Origin of the sequence: Bradyrhizobium sp. CB1717, assembly GCF_029714325.1 — a bacterium.
Lineage (GTDB): Bacteria > Pseudomonadota > Alphaproteobacteria > Rhizobiales > Xanthobacteraceae > Bradyrhizobium.
Genome location: NZ_CP121666.1, coordinates 1610103 through 1625194, shown reverse-complemented (window position 1 = coordinate 1625194; position 15092 = coordinate 1610103). Strand labels below are relative to the sequence as shown.

The 15092-nt window shown below is 65.1% G+C and carries 18 protein-coding genes; 14 read left to right on the top strand and 4 right to left on the bottom strand.

Annotated elements, in window-relative coordinates; all coding sequences use genetic code 11:
- Positions 1–270 precede the first annotated feature (270 nt).
- Genes QA649_RS07705 through QA649_RS07695 form a run of 3 tightly spaced genes read left to right on the top strand, consistent with a single transcriptional unit; the run spans position 271 to position 2871 of the window.
- The gene (locus QA649_RS07705) at positions 271–738 is read left to right on the top strand and encodes a MarR family transcriptional regulator (protein ID WP_035668473.1); all 468 of its coding nucleotides are present in this window, start codon (positions 271–273) and stop codon (positions 736–738) included.
- Positions 735–1466: a response regulator transcription factor gene (locus QA649_RS07700; protein ID WP_283023652.1), complete on the top strand. Its 732-nt coding sequence runs from the start codon at positions 735–737 to the stop codon at positions 1464–1466. The genes QA649_RS07705 and QA649_RS07700 overlap by 4 nt, the downstream gene beginning before the upstream one ends.
- 19 nt (positions 1467–1485) lie before the next feature.
- Positions 1486–2871, top strand: a complete 1386-nt coding sequence (locus QA649_RS07695; RefSeq protein WP_283023651.1) for an ATP-binding protein — start codon at positions 1486–1488, stop codon at positions 2869–2871.
- A 190-nt stretch (positions 2872–3061) separates the two neighbouring features.
- Here QA649_RS07695 and QA649_RS07690 read toward each other — a convergent pair whose 3' ends face one another.
- Together QA649_RS07690 and QA649_RS07685 are read right to left on the bottom strand one after the other, a co-directional pair.
- The gene (locus QA649_RS07690; protein ID WP_018648362.1) at positions 3062–3592 is read right to left on the bottom strand and encodes a DUF3617 family protein; all 531 of its coding nucleotides are present in this window, start codon (positions 3590–3592) and stop codon (positions 3062–3064) included.
- A 44-nt stretch (positions 3593–3636) separates the two neighbouring features.
- Complete coding sequence (locus QA649_RS07685; protein WP_212341843.1) at positions 3637–3930, bottom strand: hypothetical protein; 294 nt, start codon at positions 3928–3930, stop codon at positions 3637–3639.
- Between the two features lie 181 nt (positions 3931–4111).
- On the opposite strand from QA649_RS07685, the gene QA649_RS07680 reads away from it, so the two are divergent.
- The 4 genes from QA649_RS07680 (at position 4112) to QA649_RS07665 (ending at position 6847) form a co-directional block, all read left to right on the top strand.
- The gene (locus QA649_RS07680) at positions 4112–4573 is read left to right on the top strand and encodes a hypothetical protein (protein WP_283023650.1); all 462 of its coding nucleotides are present in this window, start codon (positions 4112–4114) and stop codon (positions 4571–4573) included.
- 118 nt (positions 4574–4691) lie between these two features.
- Positions 4692–5384 (top strand): ribonuclease T2, encoded by a 693-nt coding sequence (locus QA649_RS07675; protein WP_283023649.1) that lies wholly within the window; start codon positions 4692–4694, stop codon positions 5382–5384.
- A 130-nt stretch (positions 5385–5514) separates the two neighbouring features.
- Positions 5515–6378 carry a 23S rRNA (adenine(2030)-N(6))-methyltransferase RlmJ gene (gene rlmJ, locus QA649_RS07670; protein WP_283023648.1) on the top strand — a complete coding sequence of 288 codons (864 nt, stop codon included), beginning with the start codon at positions 5515–5517 and terminating at the stop codon, positions 6376–6378.
- A gap of 253 nt (positions 6379–6631) precedes the next feature.
- On the top strand, positions 6632–6847 hold the full coding sequence (locus QA649_RS07665; RefSeq protein WP_008544396.1) for a cold-shock protein: 216 nt from the start codon (positions 6632–6634) through the stop codon (positions 6845–6847).
- Positions 6848–6948: 101 nt separating this feature from the next.
- On the opposite strand, the gene QA649_RS07660 is transcribed toward QA649_RS07665, so the two are convergent.
- Entirely contained in the window at positions 6949–7572 is a 624-nt protein-coding gene (locus QA649_RS07660) for an outer membrane protein (protein WP_283023647.1), read from the bottom strand.
- Positions 7573–7826: 254 nt separating this feature from the next.
- Here QA649_RS07660 and uvrC point away from each other — a divergent pair, with 254 nt between their 5' ends.
- The 7 genes from uvrC to QA649_RS07625 all read left to right on the top strand — a co-directional run bounded on the left by uvrC (position 7827) and on the right by QA649_RS07625 (position 14095).
- Positions 7827–9884, top strand: coding sequence for an excinuclease ABC subunit UvrC (uvrC, locus tag QA649_RS07655; protein ID WP_283023646.1), 2058 nt, complete (start codon positions 7827–7829; stop codon positions 9882–9884).
- A gap of 107 nt (positions 9885–9991) precedes the next feature.
- Entirely contained in the window at positions 9992–10609 is a 618-nt protein-coding gene (gene pgsA, locus QA649_RS07650; RefSeq protein ID WP_018648369.1) for a CDP-diacylglycerol--glycerol-3-phosphate 3-phosphatidyltransferase, read from the top strand.
- A complete protein-coding gene (moaD, locus tag QA649_RS07645) occupies positions 10606–10857 on the top strand; it encodes a molybdopterin converting factor subunit 1 (protein WP_260388078.1) in 252 nt (83 codons plus the stop codon). Before pgsA ends, moaD begins: the two co-directional genes overlap by 4 nt.
- A 4-nt stretch (positions 10858–10861) precedes the next feature.
- Positions 10862–11329, top strand: coding sequence for a molybdenum cofactor biosynthesis protein MoaE (locus QA649_RS07640; protein WP_283023645.1), 468 nt, complete (start codon positions 10862–10864; stop codon positions 11327–11329).
- Positions 11329–12288, top strand: coding sequence for a 50S ribosomal protein L3 N(5)-glutamine methyltransferase (gene prmB, locus QA649_RS07635; RefSeq protein ID WP_283023644.1), 960 nt, complete (start codon positions 11329–11331; stop codon positions 12286–12288). The genes QA649_RS07640 and prmB overlap by 1 nt, the downstream gene beginning before the upstream one ends.
- A gap of 90 nt (positions 12289–12378) precedes the next feature.
- Positions 12379–12963: a phage holin family protein gene (locus QA649_RS07630; RefSeq protein WP_283023643.1), complete on the top strand. Its 585-nt coding sequence runs from the start codon at positions 12379–12381 to the stop codon at positions 12961–12963.
- Between the two features lies 1 nt (position 12964).
- Positions 12965–14095: a YihY/virulence factor BrkB family protein gene (locus tag QA649_RS07625; protein ID WP_283023642.1), complete on the top strand. Its 1131-nt coding sequence runs from the start codon at positions 12965–12967 to the stop codon at positions 14093–14095.
- Positions 14096–14142: 47 nt separating this feature from the next.
- On the opposite strand, the gene QA649_RS07620 is transcribed toward QA649_RS07625, so the two are convergent.
- A complete protein-coding gene (locus QA649_RS07620) occupies positions 14143–14982 on the bottom strand; it encodes a class I SAM-dependent methyltransferase (protein ID WP_283023641.1) in 840 nt (279 codons plus the stop codon).
- Positions 14983–15092: the final 110 nt, after the last annotated feature.

Genomic DNA, 15092 nt, shown 5'->3' with positions numbered 1-15092 from the left:
ATGCTTTTGCGGAAGGCGGAAGTCCAGTATGTTTTGCCGAAATGCCGCTCGACAATCGCACGGTAGATCTGCTTCGGCCGTCGCCGCCTGTCCGGCTCTCTCCGGCCGCCCTGCTACGATGCCACCCGATGCGAAACGATCTAAAATTTCGTGCGGGTCGATCCTTTTGTAACATTGAACCCAAGATACGTCAATATGCCTGACATAAATTTCGCGACTCCCCCTCAAGACGCTGCCGCGCACCGGCCGGCCGCAGGTGATGGAGGCAATTTGCGCTGGGATATCATCGAGCTGCTGTTCTTCGCCTATCGCGATTTCGTCGGTGATCCCGACCAGGAACTCGAGGCGTTCGGCTTCGGCCGGGCCCACCACCGTGTCATGCACTTCGTCTACCGCTATCCCGGGCTGAAGGTCGCCGACCTGCTCGACGTCCTGCGCATCACAAAACAGTCGCTCGGCCGGGTGCTCAAGCAGCTCCTGGACGAGGGCTATATCGTGCAGAAGACCGGCGACAATGACCGCCGCCAGCGCCTGCTCTACGCGACGCCGAAGGGCGAGGCGCTGGTCCAGAAGCTCGCCGGGCTGCAGACCACGCGGATCACCAAGGCACTTGCCGAGATGGGTCCGCAGGACGCCGAGACGGTCAAGCGCTTCCTGCGCGCGATGATCGACCGAGACGATCCGGACAAGGTGCTCGAGACGATCTTCGCCTCCGTCAATCAAGACTCGAAGGAGTGACCGTGCCGCTCGCAGCCACGCTCGCCCGTCCGCCGGTGCAACCGGCCGACGATGCCCCGCATCTGCTGCTGGTCGACGACGACCGCCGTATCCGCGACCTGCTCTCGCGCTTTCTCGCCAGCGAGGGCTACCGCGTCACCACCGCGGCAAGCGCGGGTGACGCGCGCTCGAAACTGCTGGGCCTGCATTTCGACCTCTTGATCCTCGACGTCATGATGCCCGGCGAGACCGGCTTCGATCTTGCCCGCTTCATCCGGACCTCCTCCTCGGTGCCGATCGTGATGCTGACGGCGCGTCACGAGGCCGAAGCCCGCATCGAGGGCCTGCAAATCGGCGCCGACGACTACGTCGCAAAACCATTCGAGCCGCGCGAGCTTGCGCTGCGCATCAACAACATCCTCAAGCGCGCCGCGCCGCCGCAGCAGGCCGCGACGGTCGAGAAGATCGCGTTCGGTCCCTATGTCTACCATCTCGATCGCGGCGAGTTGCGCCAGGGCGAGGAGGTCATCCACCTCACCGACCGCGAGCGCGAGATGCTGCGCATTCTCTCGGAGACGCCGGGCGAGACCGTGCCGCGTAGCGCGCTGACCGGCAATGGCAGCGTCAACGAGCGCGCCGTGGACGTGCAGATCAACCGCCTCCGGCGCAAGATCGAGACCGACCCGGCCAATCCGCTGTTCCTGCAGGCGGTGCGTGGCATCGGCTACCGGCTGGTGGCCTCACCATAGATCAAGTGAAGCGCGCTAGATGAGCACGATCGATACCGGCCTGACGCTTCTGAAGAGCGCCGCCGGCCGCGTCTCCGCCGCCAATGGCTGGATGGGCAACGCGTTCAAGGGCTGGATGCCGACCGGCCTCTATGCCCGCGCGCTGCTGATCATGATCGTGCCGATGGTGATCCTGCAGACCGTGGTCGCCTTCGTGTTCATGGAGCGGCACTGGAACACGGTGACACGACGGCTGTCGGCCGCGGTGGTGCAGGACATCGCCGCGCTGATCGACGTCTATAAGAGCTATCCGCAGGACAAGGACCGCGCGCAGCTCAAGAGCATTGGGCAGCGGTTGCAGTTGGTGGTCGATTTCCTGCCCGCCGGTGACATGCCGCCGCCGGGACCGAAGCCGTTCTTCTCGCTGCTCGACCAGACGCTGTCGGTGCAGCTCGGCCGCCAGATCGGCCGCTCGTTCTGGATCGACACCGTCGGCCGCTCCAACCTCGTCGAGATCCGCATCCAGCTCGACGATGCCGTGATGCGCGTGTTCGCGCAGCGCAGCGCCGCCTATGCCTCGAACTCGGAGATCTTCCTGTTCTGGATGGTCGGCACGTCCTCGATCCTGTTGATCGTCGCGGTGCTGTTCCTGCGCAACCAGATCAAGCCGATCCTGCGGCTTGCGGACGCCGCCGAAAGCTTCGGCAAGGGCCGCGAGGCGCCGAATTTCCGCCCGCGCGGCGCGCGCGAGGTGCGGCGCGCGGCGGTGGCCTTCCTCGAGATGAAGTCGCGCATCGAGCGCACGATGGAGCAGCGCACCGCGATGCTCGCCGGCGTCAGCCACGATCTGCGCACCATCCTGACCCGCTTCAAGCTCGAGCTGGCGCTGATCGGCGACAGCCCCGAGCTCGAAGGCATGCGCAAGGACGTCGACGAGATGTCGATGATGCTGGAGGATTACCTCGCCTTTGCCCGCGGCGATTCCGGCGAGCAGTCACAACCGACCGACATGGCGCAGGCGCTCGAGGAGCTGCGCAGCGACGCCGAGCGCCACGGCCACACCGCGACCGTGGCGTTCAACGGCCTGCCCGTGGTGACGGTGAAGCCGGCCTCGTTCAAGCGCTGCCTCGCCAACCTCGTCACCAACGCGGCGCGCTACGGCAAGAGCATCGCCATCACCGGGCAGCGCGATCACCGTTATTTGACCGTGACGGTCGACGACGACGGCCCCGGCATTCCCGCCCATCTGCGCGAAGAAGTGTTCAAGCCGTTCCTGCGGCTGGACAATGCCCGCAACCAGGACGAAGGCGGCACCGGCCTTGGCCTTGCGATTGCCCGCGACATCGCCCGCTCGCATGGCGGCGACATCACGCTGGGCGACAGCCCGCTGGGCGGATTGAGGGCGAGTGTGCGGATACCGGTGTAGCTGCCTTCTTCCCTTCTCCCCTTGTTGTGGGAGAAGGTGGCGCGAAGCGCCGGATGAGGGGTTGCTTCAGCGTACTCCAAAGCAAAAGATTCAGCCGCGGAGACAAACCCCTCACCCGTCTCGCCGCTACGCGGCGAGCCACCCTCTCCCACAGGGGAGAGGGAAAGAGCATCGCGGCTACGATCCCGCCCTACTTCGGCAGCAGCGCCTTCAGCTTGTCCATGTCGCGCACATTCATCTTGAAGCCGCCGGGCATCACGATGTCGCCGGGCTTCTGGTCCGGCTTGCAGGCACCTAACCACTTCGCTTGCAGCGTCATGGTGGTATCGCGCCCCGCAGCGCCGGCGACGCCGCCTTGCGCATGCGAGGAAGACTTCACTGTGTAGGCCGAGTTGAAGTCGCCTGTGATCTCGGCATGCGAAGTCGTGCTGACGCCGGCGACGCTGCACTCGGAATCGCTGACATAGCCGCTCGCAGTCTTCTTGATCTCCTGCTTGGCGCAGACTTGCTTGGCCATCGGCGAGACGTTGTTGCTCATCTCCTTGTCGACGGTCTCGTCGGTGCAGTGCTGCATGGTCATTTCGGGCACGGGCGAGCCGCTCGTGACCAGCTTCATTTCCCAGAGGCCGGCCTTGCGCACGGGCAGATCGTCGGCAGATGCACTGCCTGCCGACACTACAACGCAAAGGGCCGAGCCGAGCAAAGCGAGTTTGCGCGTCATGTGGGAAGCTCCCGGCTAAGAGACTGCGACGTTACGACGACGCCTCAGTAGAGCGTGCGGATCGGCCGATCGGCGGCGCCATAGGGCACCCAGCGGCAGGAGAACGAGATGTATCCGCCCTCATAAGCCTGCACGCCAAGGAATTTGACGACCTTGCCGTAGCGCGCGCAATGATCGACCGCGACCTGCCGCGCATCGACCTGGTTTGCCATCGAATAGGCGATGATGCCGCCGGTGTCGTTGCCCTTGAACGGCGGCACTGGAAGGATATCGGCGCGCGCCGACTGGCTCGCCATCATACCCAAGGCAAGAAGGCCCGCGGCCGCAATGATTCGCATTCCCGTCACTCCAATTGGTTGGCGCCAGTTTACGGTGCCGGGGCCAAAGTGAAAAGAACCGAGGCCGGCCGGCCGCGACGTTCTGGTCAACTCCTGGCGAAGTGTTGCCGCGCTGCACTTGACCTCTTCCGGCCTTCGCGGCACCGTCCGAGCTTCGAAGACCCAGCTGTCCGGATTGCCCATGCGCGCCCCCTCCTTCAAATCGCTCCGCTTCGCCGCCTTGCTCGGCCTCATGTTCGGGGCGCTGTCGCTCGGCGAGGCCCGGGCCGCCAATCCGCTGGAGCTGAACTTCTGGCTGAGCGGGCCGCGCTATGACGGCGCCGTCACCGATTGCGACAAGGCGCTGCCGACGATCGCCACCCAGTTCTGGGAGAAGGAAAGCTCGTTCTGGAATTCCTCCTTGAAGATCACGGGCTTCTCGGCGGTTCGCGAGATCGCTTTCCGGCCCTGGCAGTCCGACAATATCCCGCGCCGCTATTGCACCGGCGAGGCCATGCTCACTGACGGCAAGGTCCGCAAGGTGCATTTCTCGATCATCGAGGATGGCGGCTTTGCCGGCTACGGCAATGGCGTCGAATGGTGCGTGGTCGGGCTCGATCGCAACTGGGCCTACAACCCGGCCTGCCGCGCCGCCAGGCAGTAATTCGAAATCCCTGATTCGGCCCGATCAAGCGGCCGAACCACCGGCGCCCGAAATTTGTTCTTGAAATGTTCTCGTCGCCTGCTAGGCTCGATTGCACAGCCTAGTTGAGGGCGTCGCCATGTTCCATTCCAGATTGCGTTCGTTCTCCCGTCTTGTGATCTCACTCGCCCTTGCCGCCGGGCTGGCGTCGCTCGCCGACGGCGCGAAAGCCCAGGACAAGCGGCAGAACGCGCCGGGCGAATTCGATTTCTATGTGCTGTCGCTGTCATGGTCGCCCTCGTTCTGCGAGGAGGCGGCCGAGCGCGGCGGCCGCTCGCAGATCCAATGCAGCGGCCGGCCCTACGCCTTCGTGGTGCACGGGCTTTGGCCGCAATATGAGAACGGCTTTCCGGAATATTGCCAGCGGCCGGCGCCGCGGCTGAGTCGCAGCATCGTCTCCTCGATGCTCGACCTGATGCCGGCGCCGGGCCTGATCTTCAACGAGTGGGACAAGCACGGCACCTGCTCGGGTCTGGCCGACCGCAGCTATTTCGAGACGATCCGCAAAGCGCGAGCCGCGATCAAGATCCCGGCCGAGTATCTCGATCTGTCGCAGGCCAAGACCGTGGCCCCCGGTGACGTCGAGGAGGCCTTCATCAAGGCCAATCCGGGCCTCAGCAGCGCCGCCGTCTCGGTCACCTGCAACCGGACGCGATTGTCCGAGGTGCGCATCTGCCTCAGCAAGGACCTGCAATTCCGCGCCTGCGAGGAGATCGACCGCCGCGCCTGCCGCCGCGACCAGGTGACGATGCCGCCGATCAGGGGTGGGTAGTTCCCCGTCATTGCGAGGAGCTCTTGCGACGAAGCAATCCAGCCTGCCGCCGCCGATGGATTCTGGATTGCTTCGCTGCGCTCGCAATGACAAGGGGATAGGATCGCGCAAGACAACGTAGCCCTATCCCATGAACTATCGCCACGCCTTCCACGCCGGCAACTTCGCCGATGTCATCAAGCACATCGTGCTGGCGCGCATCATCACCTATCTGCAGGAGAAGCCGGGGGCGTTCCGCGTCATCGACACCCACGCCGGTGCCGGCCTCTACGATCTCGAAAGCGACGAGGCGCGCCGCGGCGGCGAGTGGCTGACCGGCATCGCGCGGCTGATGCAGGCGCGCCTGTCGAACGAGACCATCGCACTGACAAAACCCTATCTCGACATCGTCCGCGCCTTCAATCCGAAGGGCGAGCTCAAGGCCTATCCCGGCTCGCCGCTGATCGCGCGCGGTCTGCTGCGGCCGCAGGACCGCCTCGTCGCCTGCGAGCTCGAGCCGAAGGCACGCAAGGCGCTGATCGACGTGCTGCGCCGCGACGAGCAGGCGCGCGTGGTTGATCTCGACGGCTGGATGGCGCTGCCGGCCTTCGTGCCGCCGAAAGAACGGCGCGGTCTCGTGCTGATCGACCCGCCGTTCGAGGCCAAGGACGAGTTCGAACGGCTGGGCGAAGCCTTCTCGGCAGCCTTCGCGAAATGGCCGACCGGTATCTATGTAATCTGGTATCCGGCCAAGAACCGCCGCGCCACCGACACGCTGGCACAATCAGTGGCGCGGCTCGCAGCCGCAGCAAAACCACCGGGCAAATGCCTGCGTCTCGAATTCAGCGCCGCACCGCAAGCCGATGGCGGGCCCCTCACCTCGACCGGGCTTTTGATCGTCAATCCGCCCTACACGCTGCACGGCGAGCTCAAGACCATTCTGCCCGAGCTGGAAATGCCGCTCGGCCAAGGCGGCGCTGCCAGATTCCGATTGGAGGTACCCAAACAGTCGTAACGCTCCGGCATTCTTGGGAAAAAGATGCAGTAGCGGTAGTCAATCCGCAAAGAACCGTATTATGCTGTTTCCGTGACTGGCTTTACGTTCCGCTTCCGCGAATGGTTGCGGCGGAGTGAAGGCCTAAGAAAGATCCCGCCGGGCCAATGAGGTCCGACCAAGGATGGCCAGCTCTCCCGGGCTTCGTAAGGCCCGGTCATGTCGTGTCGTGTGTCTGCGTCGCGACGGAGGAGCATTAAGGGGGAATTTCCCGATGGCCATGACGGGAACAGTTAAGTTCTTCAACGGCGAGCGCGGCTACGGCTTCATCAAGCCTGATGACGGCGGTCGCGATGTCTTCGTACATATTACGGCTGTAGAGCGTGCGGGACTGAAAGACCTTGCCGAAGGACAGCGTATCACTTTCGAAGTCGAACCGGACAAGAAGGGGAAGGGACCCAAGGCGGTCAACCTGGTGATCCTCTCCTAGCGAGCCTGCCGCGAAACGCTTGATGCGAAAGCACCTGGCGCAAAAAAATCCCGGCCGCGAGCGGCCGGGAGGTTGTGGTCCGGTATTTTCTTCTTCAGCTATCAGAAGTGATAGTTCACGCCTGCGCGCACAACGCTGGCGCTGTAGCCGTTCGACACCCCGGTAATTGCGAACTGGCTCGTCGACAGGTCGATGTAGAGATATTCGAGCTTCGCACTCCAGTTCGGCGCGAGGCCGACTTCCGCACCTGCACCGATGGTCCAGCCGGCGGTGGTGTGCGACTCCGTCCAGCCGAAGGTCTGCGCGCGCAGCTCGCCGAAGGCAAGGCCCGCGGTGCCGTAGAACAGCACGTTGCTGAAGGCATAGCCGGCGCGGCCGCGCAGCGTGCCGAACCACGGATTGGAGAACTTCCACGGTGCGAAGGTGTCGTCGGCACCGGCCGCCTGGATGTCGCCCTCGACGCCGAACACCCACGGGCCGTTCTGGAAATTGTAGCCGGCCTGGACGCCGCCGACGAAGCCGGACGGCTTTGCGGGGTTGTTGTCGACCGAGCCCCATTCGTAGCCGATGTTGCCGCCGAGATAGGGACCAGCCCAGCTATACGCATTGAGCGGCTGGTTCACGGTATAGGGCGCGCGCCCTCCATAATTCATGTCGGCGGCCCCTGCCGAACCCGTCCAGCCGGCTGCAACCAACGCGGCTGCGCCCACAACGAGCCTCTTCATCACTCAACTCCAACGCAACTGCCGCAACCGGTGCGATACCAGGCGCCGCCGCGCGCGAGGCAAAACCGCATGGTTACGGAACCAAGACCCTTTCGCGTAGGATTTATCGAGAGTTTTAAGTTAAAGGGCTGCTAAGCCGGGTTACCGCGCTGTTAACAGGCTTAAGCAAGCGTTACCGGGAACTGCGCCCCCATCCTGTGTGTGCGGCATGACCGGAACTTCAAATCGGCACCCCCAGCGCCTAAATTCGTCCCATGGTTCACGATTCCACCGACAATCCGGACGACAGCGCGCGCAAATCGCGGCAAGCGGCAGCGAACGACGCGCCGCCCGGGAGCCCGGCGGCGCCGGACGTCGATCCCGCCACCGCAGGCGGCGACGACGAGGACGATGCGCTGCTGCCTGATATCCTCGAAGAGAGCGGCGCGATCGGCGAAGAGCCGCTGGCGACCGGCCACGAGGCGATCGAGCGCGCGGTCCGCCTCGCCCCGACCTCGCCCGGCGTCTACCGCATGCTCAACGCCAATGCCGACGTGCTCTATGTCGGCAAGGCCAAGAACGTCAAAAAGCGCCTGTCCAACTACGCGCGCCAGAGCGCGCCGCAGCCGGCGCGCATCCTGCGCATGATCGCCGCCACCGTGACGGTGGAGATCGTCTCGACCAACACCGAGACCGAGGCGCTGCTGCTGGAAGCCAACCTGATCAAGCAGCTGCGGCCGCGCTTCAACGTGCAGCTGCGCGACGACAAGTCGTTTCCCTATATCCTGATCACCGGCGACCATTGGGCGCCGCAGATCCTGAAGCATCGTGGCGCGCAGACCCGGCCCGGGCGCTATTTCGGCCCGTTCGCCTCTGCCGGCGCGGTCAACCGCACCATCACGGCGTTGCAGCGGGCGTTCCTGATCCGCTCCTGCACCGATTCCTTCTTCGAGAGCCGCACCCGGCCCTGCCTGCTCTACCAAATCCGCCGCTGCGCCGGTCCCTGCACCCGCGAGATCGACTTCGGCGGCTATACGACGCTGGTGCGCGAGGCGAGCGACTTCCTCTCCGGCAAGAGCCATGCGGTGAAGCAGGAACTCGCCGGCGAGATGGAGAAGGCCTCAGGCGAGCTCGAATTCGAGCGCGCAGCGCTCTACCGCGACCGCCTCGCCGCGCTGTCGGCGATCCAGTCCCAGCAGGGCATCAATCCGCGCACGGTCGAGGAAGCCGACGTGTTCGCGGTCCACCAGGAAGGCGGTTTCTTCTGCGTCGAAGTGTTCTTCTTCCGCACCGGCCAGAACTGGGGCAACCGTGCCTATTTTCCGCGCGCGGAGAAGACCTTCACGCCGGAAGAGGTGCTCAGCTCCTTCCTCGCGCAGTTCTACGACGACAAGCCGCCGCCGAAGGTCATCCTGCTCTCGCACGAGATCGAGGAGAGCGAGCTGCTCGCCAACGCGCTCGCGATCAAGGCCGGCCACAAGGTCGAGGTCACCGCGCCCAAGCGCGGCGAGAAGAAGGAGCTCGTCGCCCACGCGCTGACCAATGCGCGCGAGGCGCTCGGCCGCAAGCTCGCGGACACCGCGACCCAGAGCCGCCTGCTCGACGCCATGGCCGCGACGCTCAGCCTGCCGCATGCGCCCAAGCGCATCGAGGTCTACGACAACAGCCACATCCAGGGCACCAATGCGGTCGGCGCCATGATCGTCGCCGGCCCCGACGGCTTCGTGAAGAACCAGTACCGCAAGTTCAACATCAAGTCGGAAGGGATCACGCCGGGCGACGACTTCGCCATGATGCGCGAGGTGCTGGAGCGGCGCTTCAAGCGCCTGATCAATCCACCCGAAGAGGGCGCCAAGGTCAAGGACGACGACTTCCCGCAATGGCCCGACCTCGTGATCATCGACGGCGGCCGCGGCCAGCTCAACGCGGTGCGCGAGATCTTTGCCGCTCTCGGCCTGACCCAGGTGTCGCTGATGTCGGTCGCCAAGGGGCCGGACCGCGATGCCGGGCGCGAAACCCTGTTCATGCCGGAGCGCGAGGCAATCAAGCTGGAGCCGCGCGATCCCGTGCTCTATTTCATCCAGCGCCTGCGCGACGAGGCCCACCGCTTCGTCATCGGCTCGCACCGCAAGCTGCGCAAGAAGGACATCCGCGAGGCCGGTTTGCAGGAGATTCCGGGCATCGGCCCGTCACGCAAACGTGCCTTGCTGCACCATTTCGGAACCCTGAAGGAGATCGAACGGGCCTCGATCGCCGATCTCGGCAAGGTTCCGGGGGTGAGCGCCGAAAGCGCCCGCAGGATTTTCGAGTATTTCCATCCCCAGCCGGGGTGAACTAAAGGGGAGCCAAGGGGCGCCATGGTCATAAGGTCGTCGCATCCGGCGTCGCATTTGTGCGCGGGACGGTTGACCTTCAGCCTTGAGCGGTATTGGTAGGACGGATGAACATCGCCACGACACGAGGGACAACCAGCCGCGCGATGTCCCTCCCCAACATCCTGACCTATGGCCGGATCGCCGCGATCCCGGTCGTGGTCGGATGCATCTATGCGCAGTCGATTCTGGATCAGCCGCTGTGGCTGCGCTGGGTCGCGGTCGCCATCTTCATTGCGGCCGCGGTCACCGACTACCTCGACGGCTATTACGCGCGGATCTGGAATCAGCAATCGGCATTCGGCCGGATGCTCGATCCGATCGCCGACAAGCTGCTGGTCGCGTCCTGCCTCTTGATGCTGGCCGCCGACGGCATCATCCATGGCTGGTCGCTATGGGCCGCCATCGTGATCCTGTGCCGCGAGATCCTGGTCTCGGGCCTGCGCGAATACCTCGCCGCGCTCCGCGTCAGCGTGCCCGTGACCAAGCTTGCGAAGTGGAAGACCACGGTTCAGCTTGTCGCGATCGGCTTCCTGCTCGCGGGACCTGCCGGCGACGAGGTGGTGCCCGTCGTTACGATGATCGGACTGGCGCTGCTGTGGGCCTCGGCGATCCTGACCATCTACACCGGCTACGACTATTTCCGCGCCGGCATCCATCACCTCATCAAGGAGGACGAGGGATGAAGGTGAAGTATTTCGCCTGGGTGCGCGAGCGCGTCGGCAAGGCCGAGGAGACCATCGAGCCGCCGGCGACCGTGCGTACCGTGGAGGAGCTGATCGCCTGGCTGTCCGGCCGGAGCGATGCTTATGCGTACGCGTTCGAGAAGCCGAAGGTGATCCGCGCCGCAATCGACCATGCCCACGTCAAGTCGGACGCCGCGATCGCGGGCGCACGCGAGATCGCGTTCTTCCCGCCGATGACCGGCGGCTAGGCGCATGAGCTGCCCGGTCACCATCCGCATCCAGGAAGACGATTTCGACATCGCCCGCGAGATCGCGGTCCTGACCAAGAGCCGCAACGACATCGGCGCCGTCGTGAGCTTCTCAGGCATCTGCCGCGCCGACGACGACAGCGCCCAGGTCGCCGCGCTCACGCTCGAGCATTATCCGGGCATGGCCGAGGAAGAGATCAGGCGCCATGCCGACGAGGCCATCTCGCGCTGGCCGCTCAACGGCGTCACGGTGATCCACCGCGTCGGGCGATTCATGCCGGGCCAGAACATCGTCCTGGTGCTCACTGCCTCGCAGCACCGCCAGGCCGCATTCCAGGCCGCCGAGTTCCTGATGGACTATCTCAAGACCAGCGCCCCGTTCTGGAAGAAGGAAGAGAGCGCCACCGGCACCGGCTGGGTCGAGGCCCACGCCCGCGACGACGAGGCCGCCGCACGCTGGACCAAATCCTGATGGCAAAAGTTGCGAAAAAGACCACGCGCGGCCGCGCCGCGCCGAAGCTTGCGAAGGTGGGGCCCGGCGAGCTTCTCACGCTGCTCGACTTCGTTCGCTACGCGGTGAGCCGCTTTGTCGAGGCGAAGCTCGCCTTTGCCCATGGCACGACCGATCCGGTCGCGGAAGCCGTTTTCCTGATCTCTGAGGCGCTGCATCTCACTCCCGACCAGTTCGAGGGCTTTGCCCACGCGCGTATCACCGTCGCGGAAGGCAAGACCCTCCTCGATCTCATCCATCAGCGCGTCACGACGCGCAAACCGGCCGCCTATCTCGTCAACAAGATCTACATGCGCGGCCTGCCCTTCTATGTCGACGAGCGCGTCATCGTTCCACGCTCCTTCATCGGCGAGCTCCTGGATTCGCATTTCAGCGACGAGGGCGGACCCGGCTCGCTGATCGACGACCCCACCGCCGTCGAGCGCGTACTCGATCTCTGCACGGGATCGGGATGTCTTGCGATCCTCGCCGCGCATCACTTCCCGAACGCTGACGTCGATGCCGTCGACATCGCCAAGGGCGCAATCGAGGTCGCCGCGCGCAATGTCGAGGACTACGGGCTCGAGGACCGGATCACGCTCTATCGCGGCGACCTGTTCGCCCCACTCGGCGATGCACGATATGACCTGATCATTACCAACCCGCCTTACGTCGATGCCGAAGGCATGGCGGCATTGCCGCCGGAGTGCCGGGCCGAGCCAAAACTCGCCTTCGACGGTGGCGCCGATGGTCTCGACGTGGTGCGGAAGATCCTGCGCGATGCGCCCGATCATCTTGCGCCCGGCGGCGGACTGATCTGCGAGATCGGCCGTGGCCGCGAGTTGGTCGACGAGGCCTTTCCGGAACTGCCGCTGCTGTGGCTGGACACCGAAGACTCCGAGGGCGAGGTGTTCTGGATTTCGGCCGCCGATCTCCGCTGATCCGCCTCGGCCGCCTTACTTCGACGGAACAAGTCAAATCCCGTCACGTTCATCCCCCGATGCATTGTCTCGCTGTCGGAGGATGTCCCCATGCTTGCGCCATCGGGCGAATTGCTGCGCGCCGGCGTGGCGCTCAAGCTCAATCACGTCAAACGCGCTGCTCGATCCTATCTGCGTGACCAGACCAGCCAAGCCACCGGCAAGGTGACATCTTACGCGGTGGCTGGCGGGCTGTTCGCGGTCGCGGGCCTGTTCGTTGTCGCAGCCTTCTTCGTCGGGCTGATCGCCCTCTACCGCTGGATCGCCATCCACTACGGGCAATTCTGGGGCTTTGGCGCCGCCGGGGCAGTGCTGCTGGTCCTGGCTGCGGTCTGTGCCGGGGTGGCAATGGCGCAGATGAGGCGCAAGCCCAAGCCGATCGTGCCGCTTGCGAGCCGTCTGCGCGTGGCGGTCGCGACGCCACGGATCCCGCGCGGAACGGTCAAGCAGGCGGTGAAGGAGGTCGCGACGACGATTCCTCTCGCGCCGCTCGTACCCGGCGAACGCCGTCATGGCGGGCCTTGGCCAGCTCGCACCAAGCGGCCCGTGCAGCTTGGCCTGATGCTCGCGGCGGTCGGGCTGCTCGGCGTCACGGCAGCGCGCCGGCGACGCCACGGACAACGGTTGGAGACGTGACATGCTGGTGCGGCGCTCCGAGCCAATCGACAGCTGGCTGCTGATGGCGGCCACCGCCGTCTTCGTGCTCACGGCGGAGCGCTACTTCCAGGATTCCGGCCTGACCCGGCCGAGACCTCCACCAGACCACCGCAAGCAAGAGGCGAATTCGCCGGAAACCCACCCGGCGCGCGCGGCTGTGCAGCCCCACCGCGGACGTCATGCGAGGAGCCCGTTCACGATTCCCTGGGCGGGTTGGAAGGATATTTTCTGGCGTACCTATCAGCGCATCGACGAGGATCGCCTGCTCGCCACAGCGGGCGGCGTCGTGTTCTTCGGGCTGCTCGCGATCTTCCCGGCCGTCACCGCACTTGTCTCCTCTTACGGTCTGTTCGCCGATCCCTCGACGATCAGCGCCAATCTGCAGACGCTCGCGACCATGCTGCCAGAGGGTTCATTCCAGATCGTCGAGGAGCAGGTCTCGCGCGTGGTGTCGCATGGCAATACGACGCTTGGGGCCACCTTCCTGCTCGGCCTTCTGCTGGCGATCTGGAGCGCCAATGCCGGCGTGAAAGCCATCTTCGACGCCCTCAACGTCGCCTATGAGGAGCGCGAGAAGCGCAGCTTCATCAAGCTCAACATGGTGTCGCTGGCCTTCACCGTGGGCGGCATCGTGGCGCTGCTGCTGATGGTGGGCGCGGTCGTCGCCTTCCCGCTCGCGCTCAACCATCTCGGCATGGCGCCCGAAAGCAAGCTGATCGTGGCGCTGGCACGGTGGCCGCTGCTGTTCGTCATCCTGCTGGTGGCGCTCGCCATCCTCTACCGCTTCGCGCCCAGCCGCGATGCGCCGCGCTGGGAATGGCTGAGCGTCGGCGCGGTGACGGCCGCCATCCTCTGGATCGCCGGCTCGGCGCTGCTGTCCTGGTATCTCTCGGAATTCGCCAACTACAACGCGACCTACGGCTCGCTTGGCGCTGCGATCGGCTTGATGATGTGGATGTGGATGTCGGCGATCGTCATCATGTTCGGCGCCGAGCTGAACTCGGAGATCGAGCGGCAGACGCTACGCGACACGACCACCGGTCGCCCCAAGCCGCTCGGCACCCGCGAAGCCGTCCCGGCCGACACGGTCGGCGCCGCCGCGCCATCTTGACCGGTGGCGGTCAGGCCGGGAGCCGGCCTGACCGCATCCCGAACGTATCAGCGCCGGGTGATCACGGCTTCCAGATATTCGCTGTGCACGACGATCGTACCGTCGTCGGCATGGTTGAACTCTCCGAGCAGCGCCAGCAGATCGCGCTTCAGCGCCGCCTGACCGGTCTCGTCGAGCGCGGCAAACGCCTTCAGCGTGGGTCCGTAGAACGTCTTGAAGATTTCGAGCCAGTGCTCCGGCGAGCGATAGCGGAACACGAACATGCGCGGTTCGGCGGCAATCTCGGACGCCTGGCTCGCGAACATCTCTTCAAGTCGCGCCTGTGTGCCCCACAAGGCCGGCGACTTCACGCCCGCAGGCGGCGGCAGATGCTTGCCGATGGTCTTGAACAGCTGACCGATGAAACCCTGCGGCGTCCAGTTGGCGAGGCCGATCTTGCCGCCGGATTTGCAGACCCGCGCGAGCTCGGAGGCCGCCTTGTCCTGGTCCGGCGTGAACATCACGCCGAAGGTCGAGAGCACGACGTCGTAGCTGGCGTCGGCAAACGGCAGCGCTTCGGCATCCGCCTCGCGGAATTCGATCATGAGATGTTCGGCCGCCGCCCGCTCGCGCCCGCGCTTGAGCAGCGCCGGCACGTAGTCGGTGGATGTGACGTCGCACCAGCGCCGCGCCGCGGCCAGCGTCGCATTGCCGTTGCCGGCGGCGACGTCCAGTACCTTGCTGCCGGCGCGTATGTCGAGTGCCTCACAGAGCTGTTCGCCGACGATCTGCAAGGTGGTGCCGACGACGGCATAGTCGCCCGACGACCAGGCGCCGTGCTGGCGCTGCTTGACGGCGGCAAGATCGGGCTGGGCTGTGGCTGGCTTGAGCACGGCGGATGTCGACATGGCAGTCTCCTGCGGTTGAAAACGCCGGGACGATAGGGCGCATGCGGTTCGCTGGCCTTGAGAGCGGCGTTATTTTACGCTGAGAGCGCCTTGATTTCCGAACGGGAGCC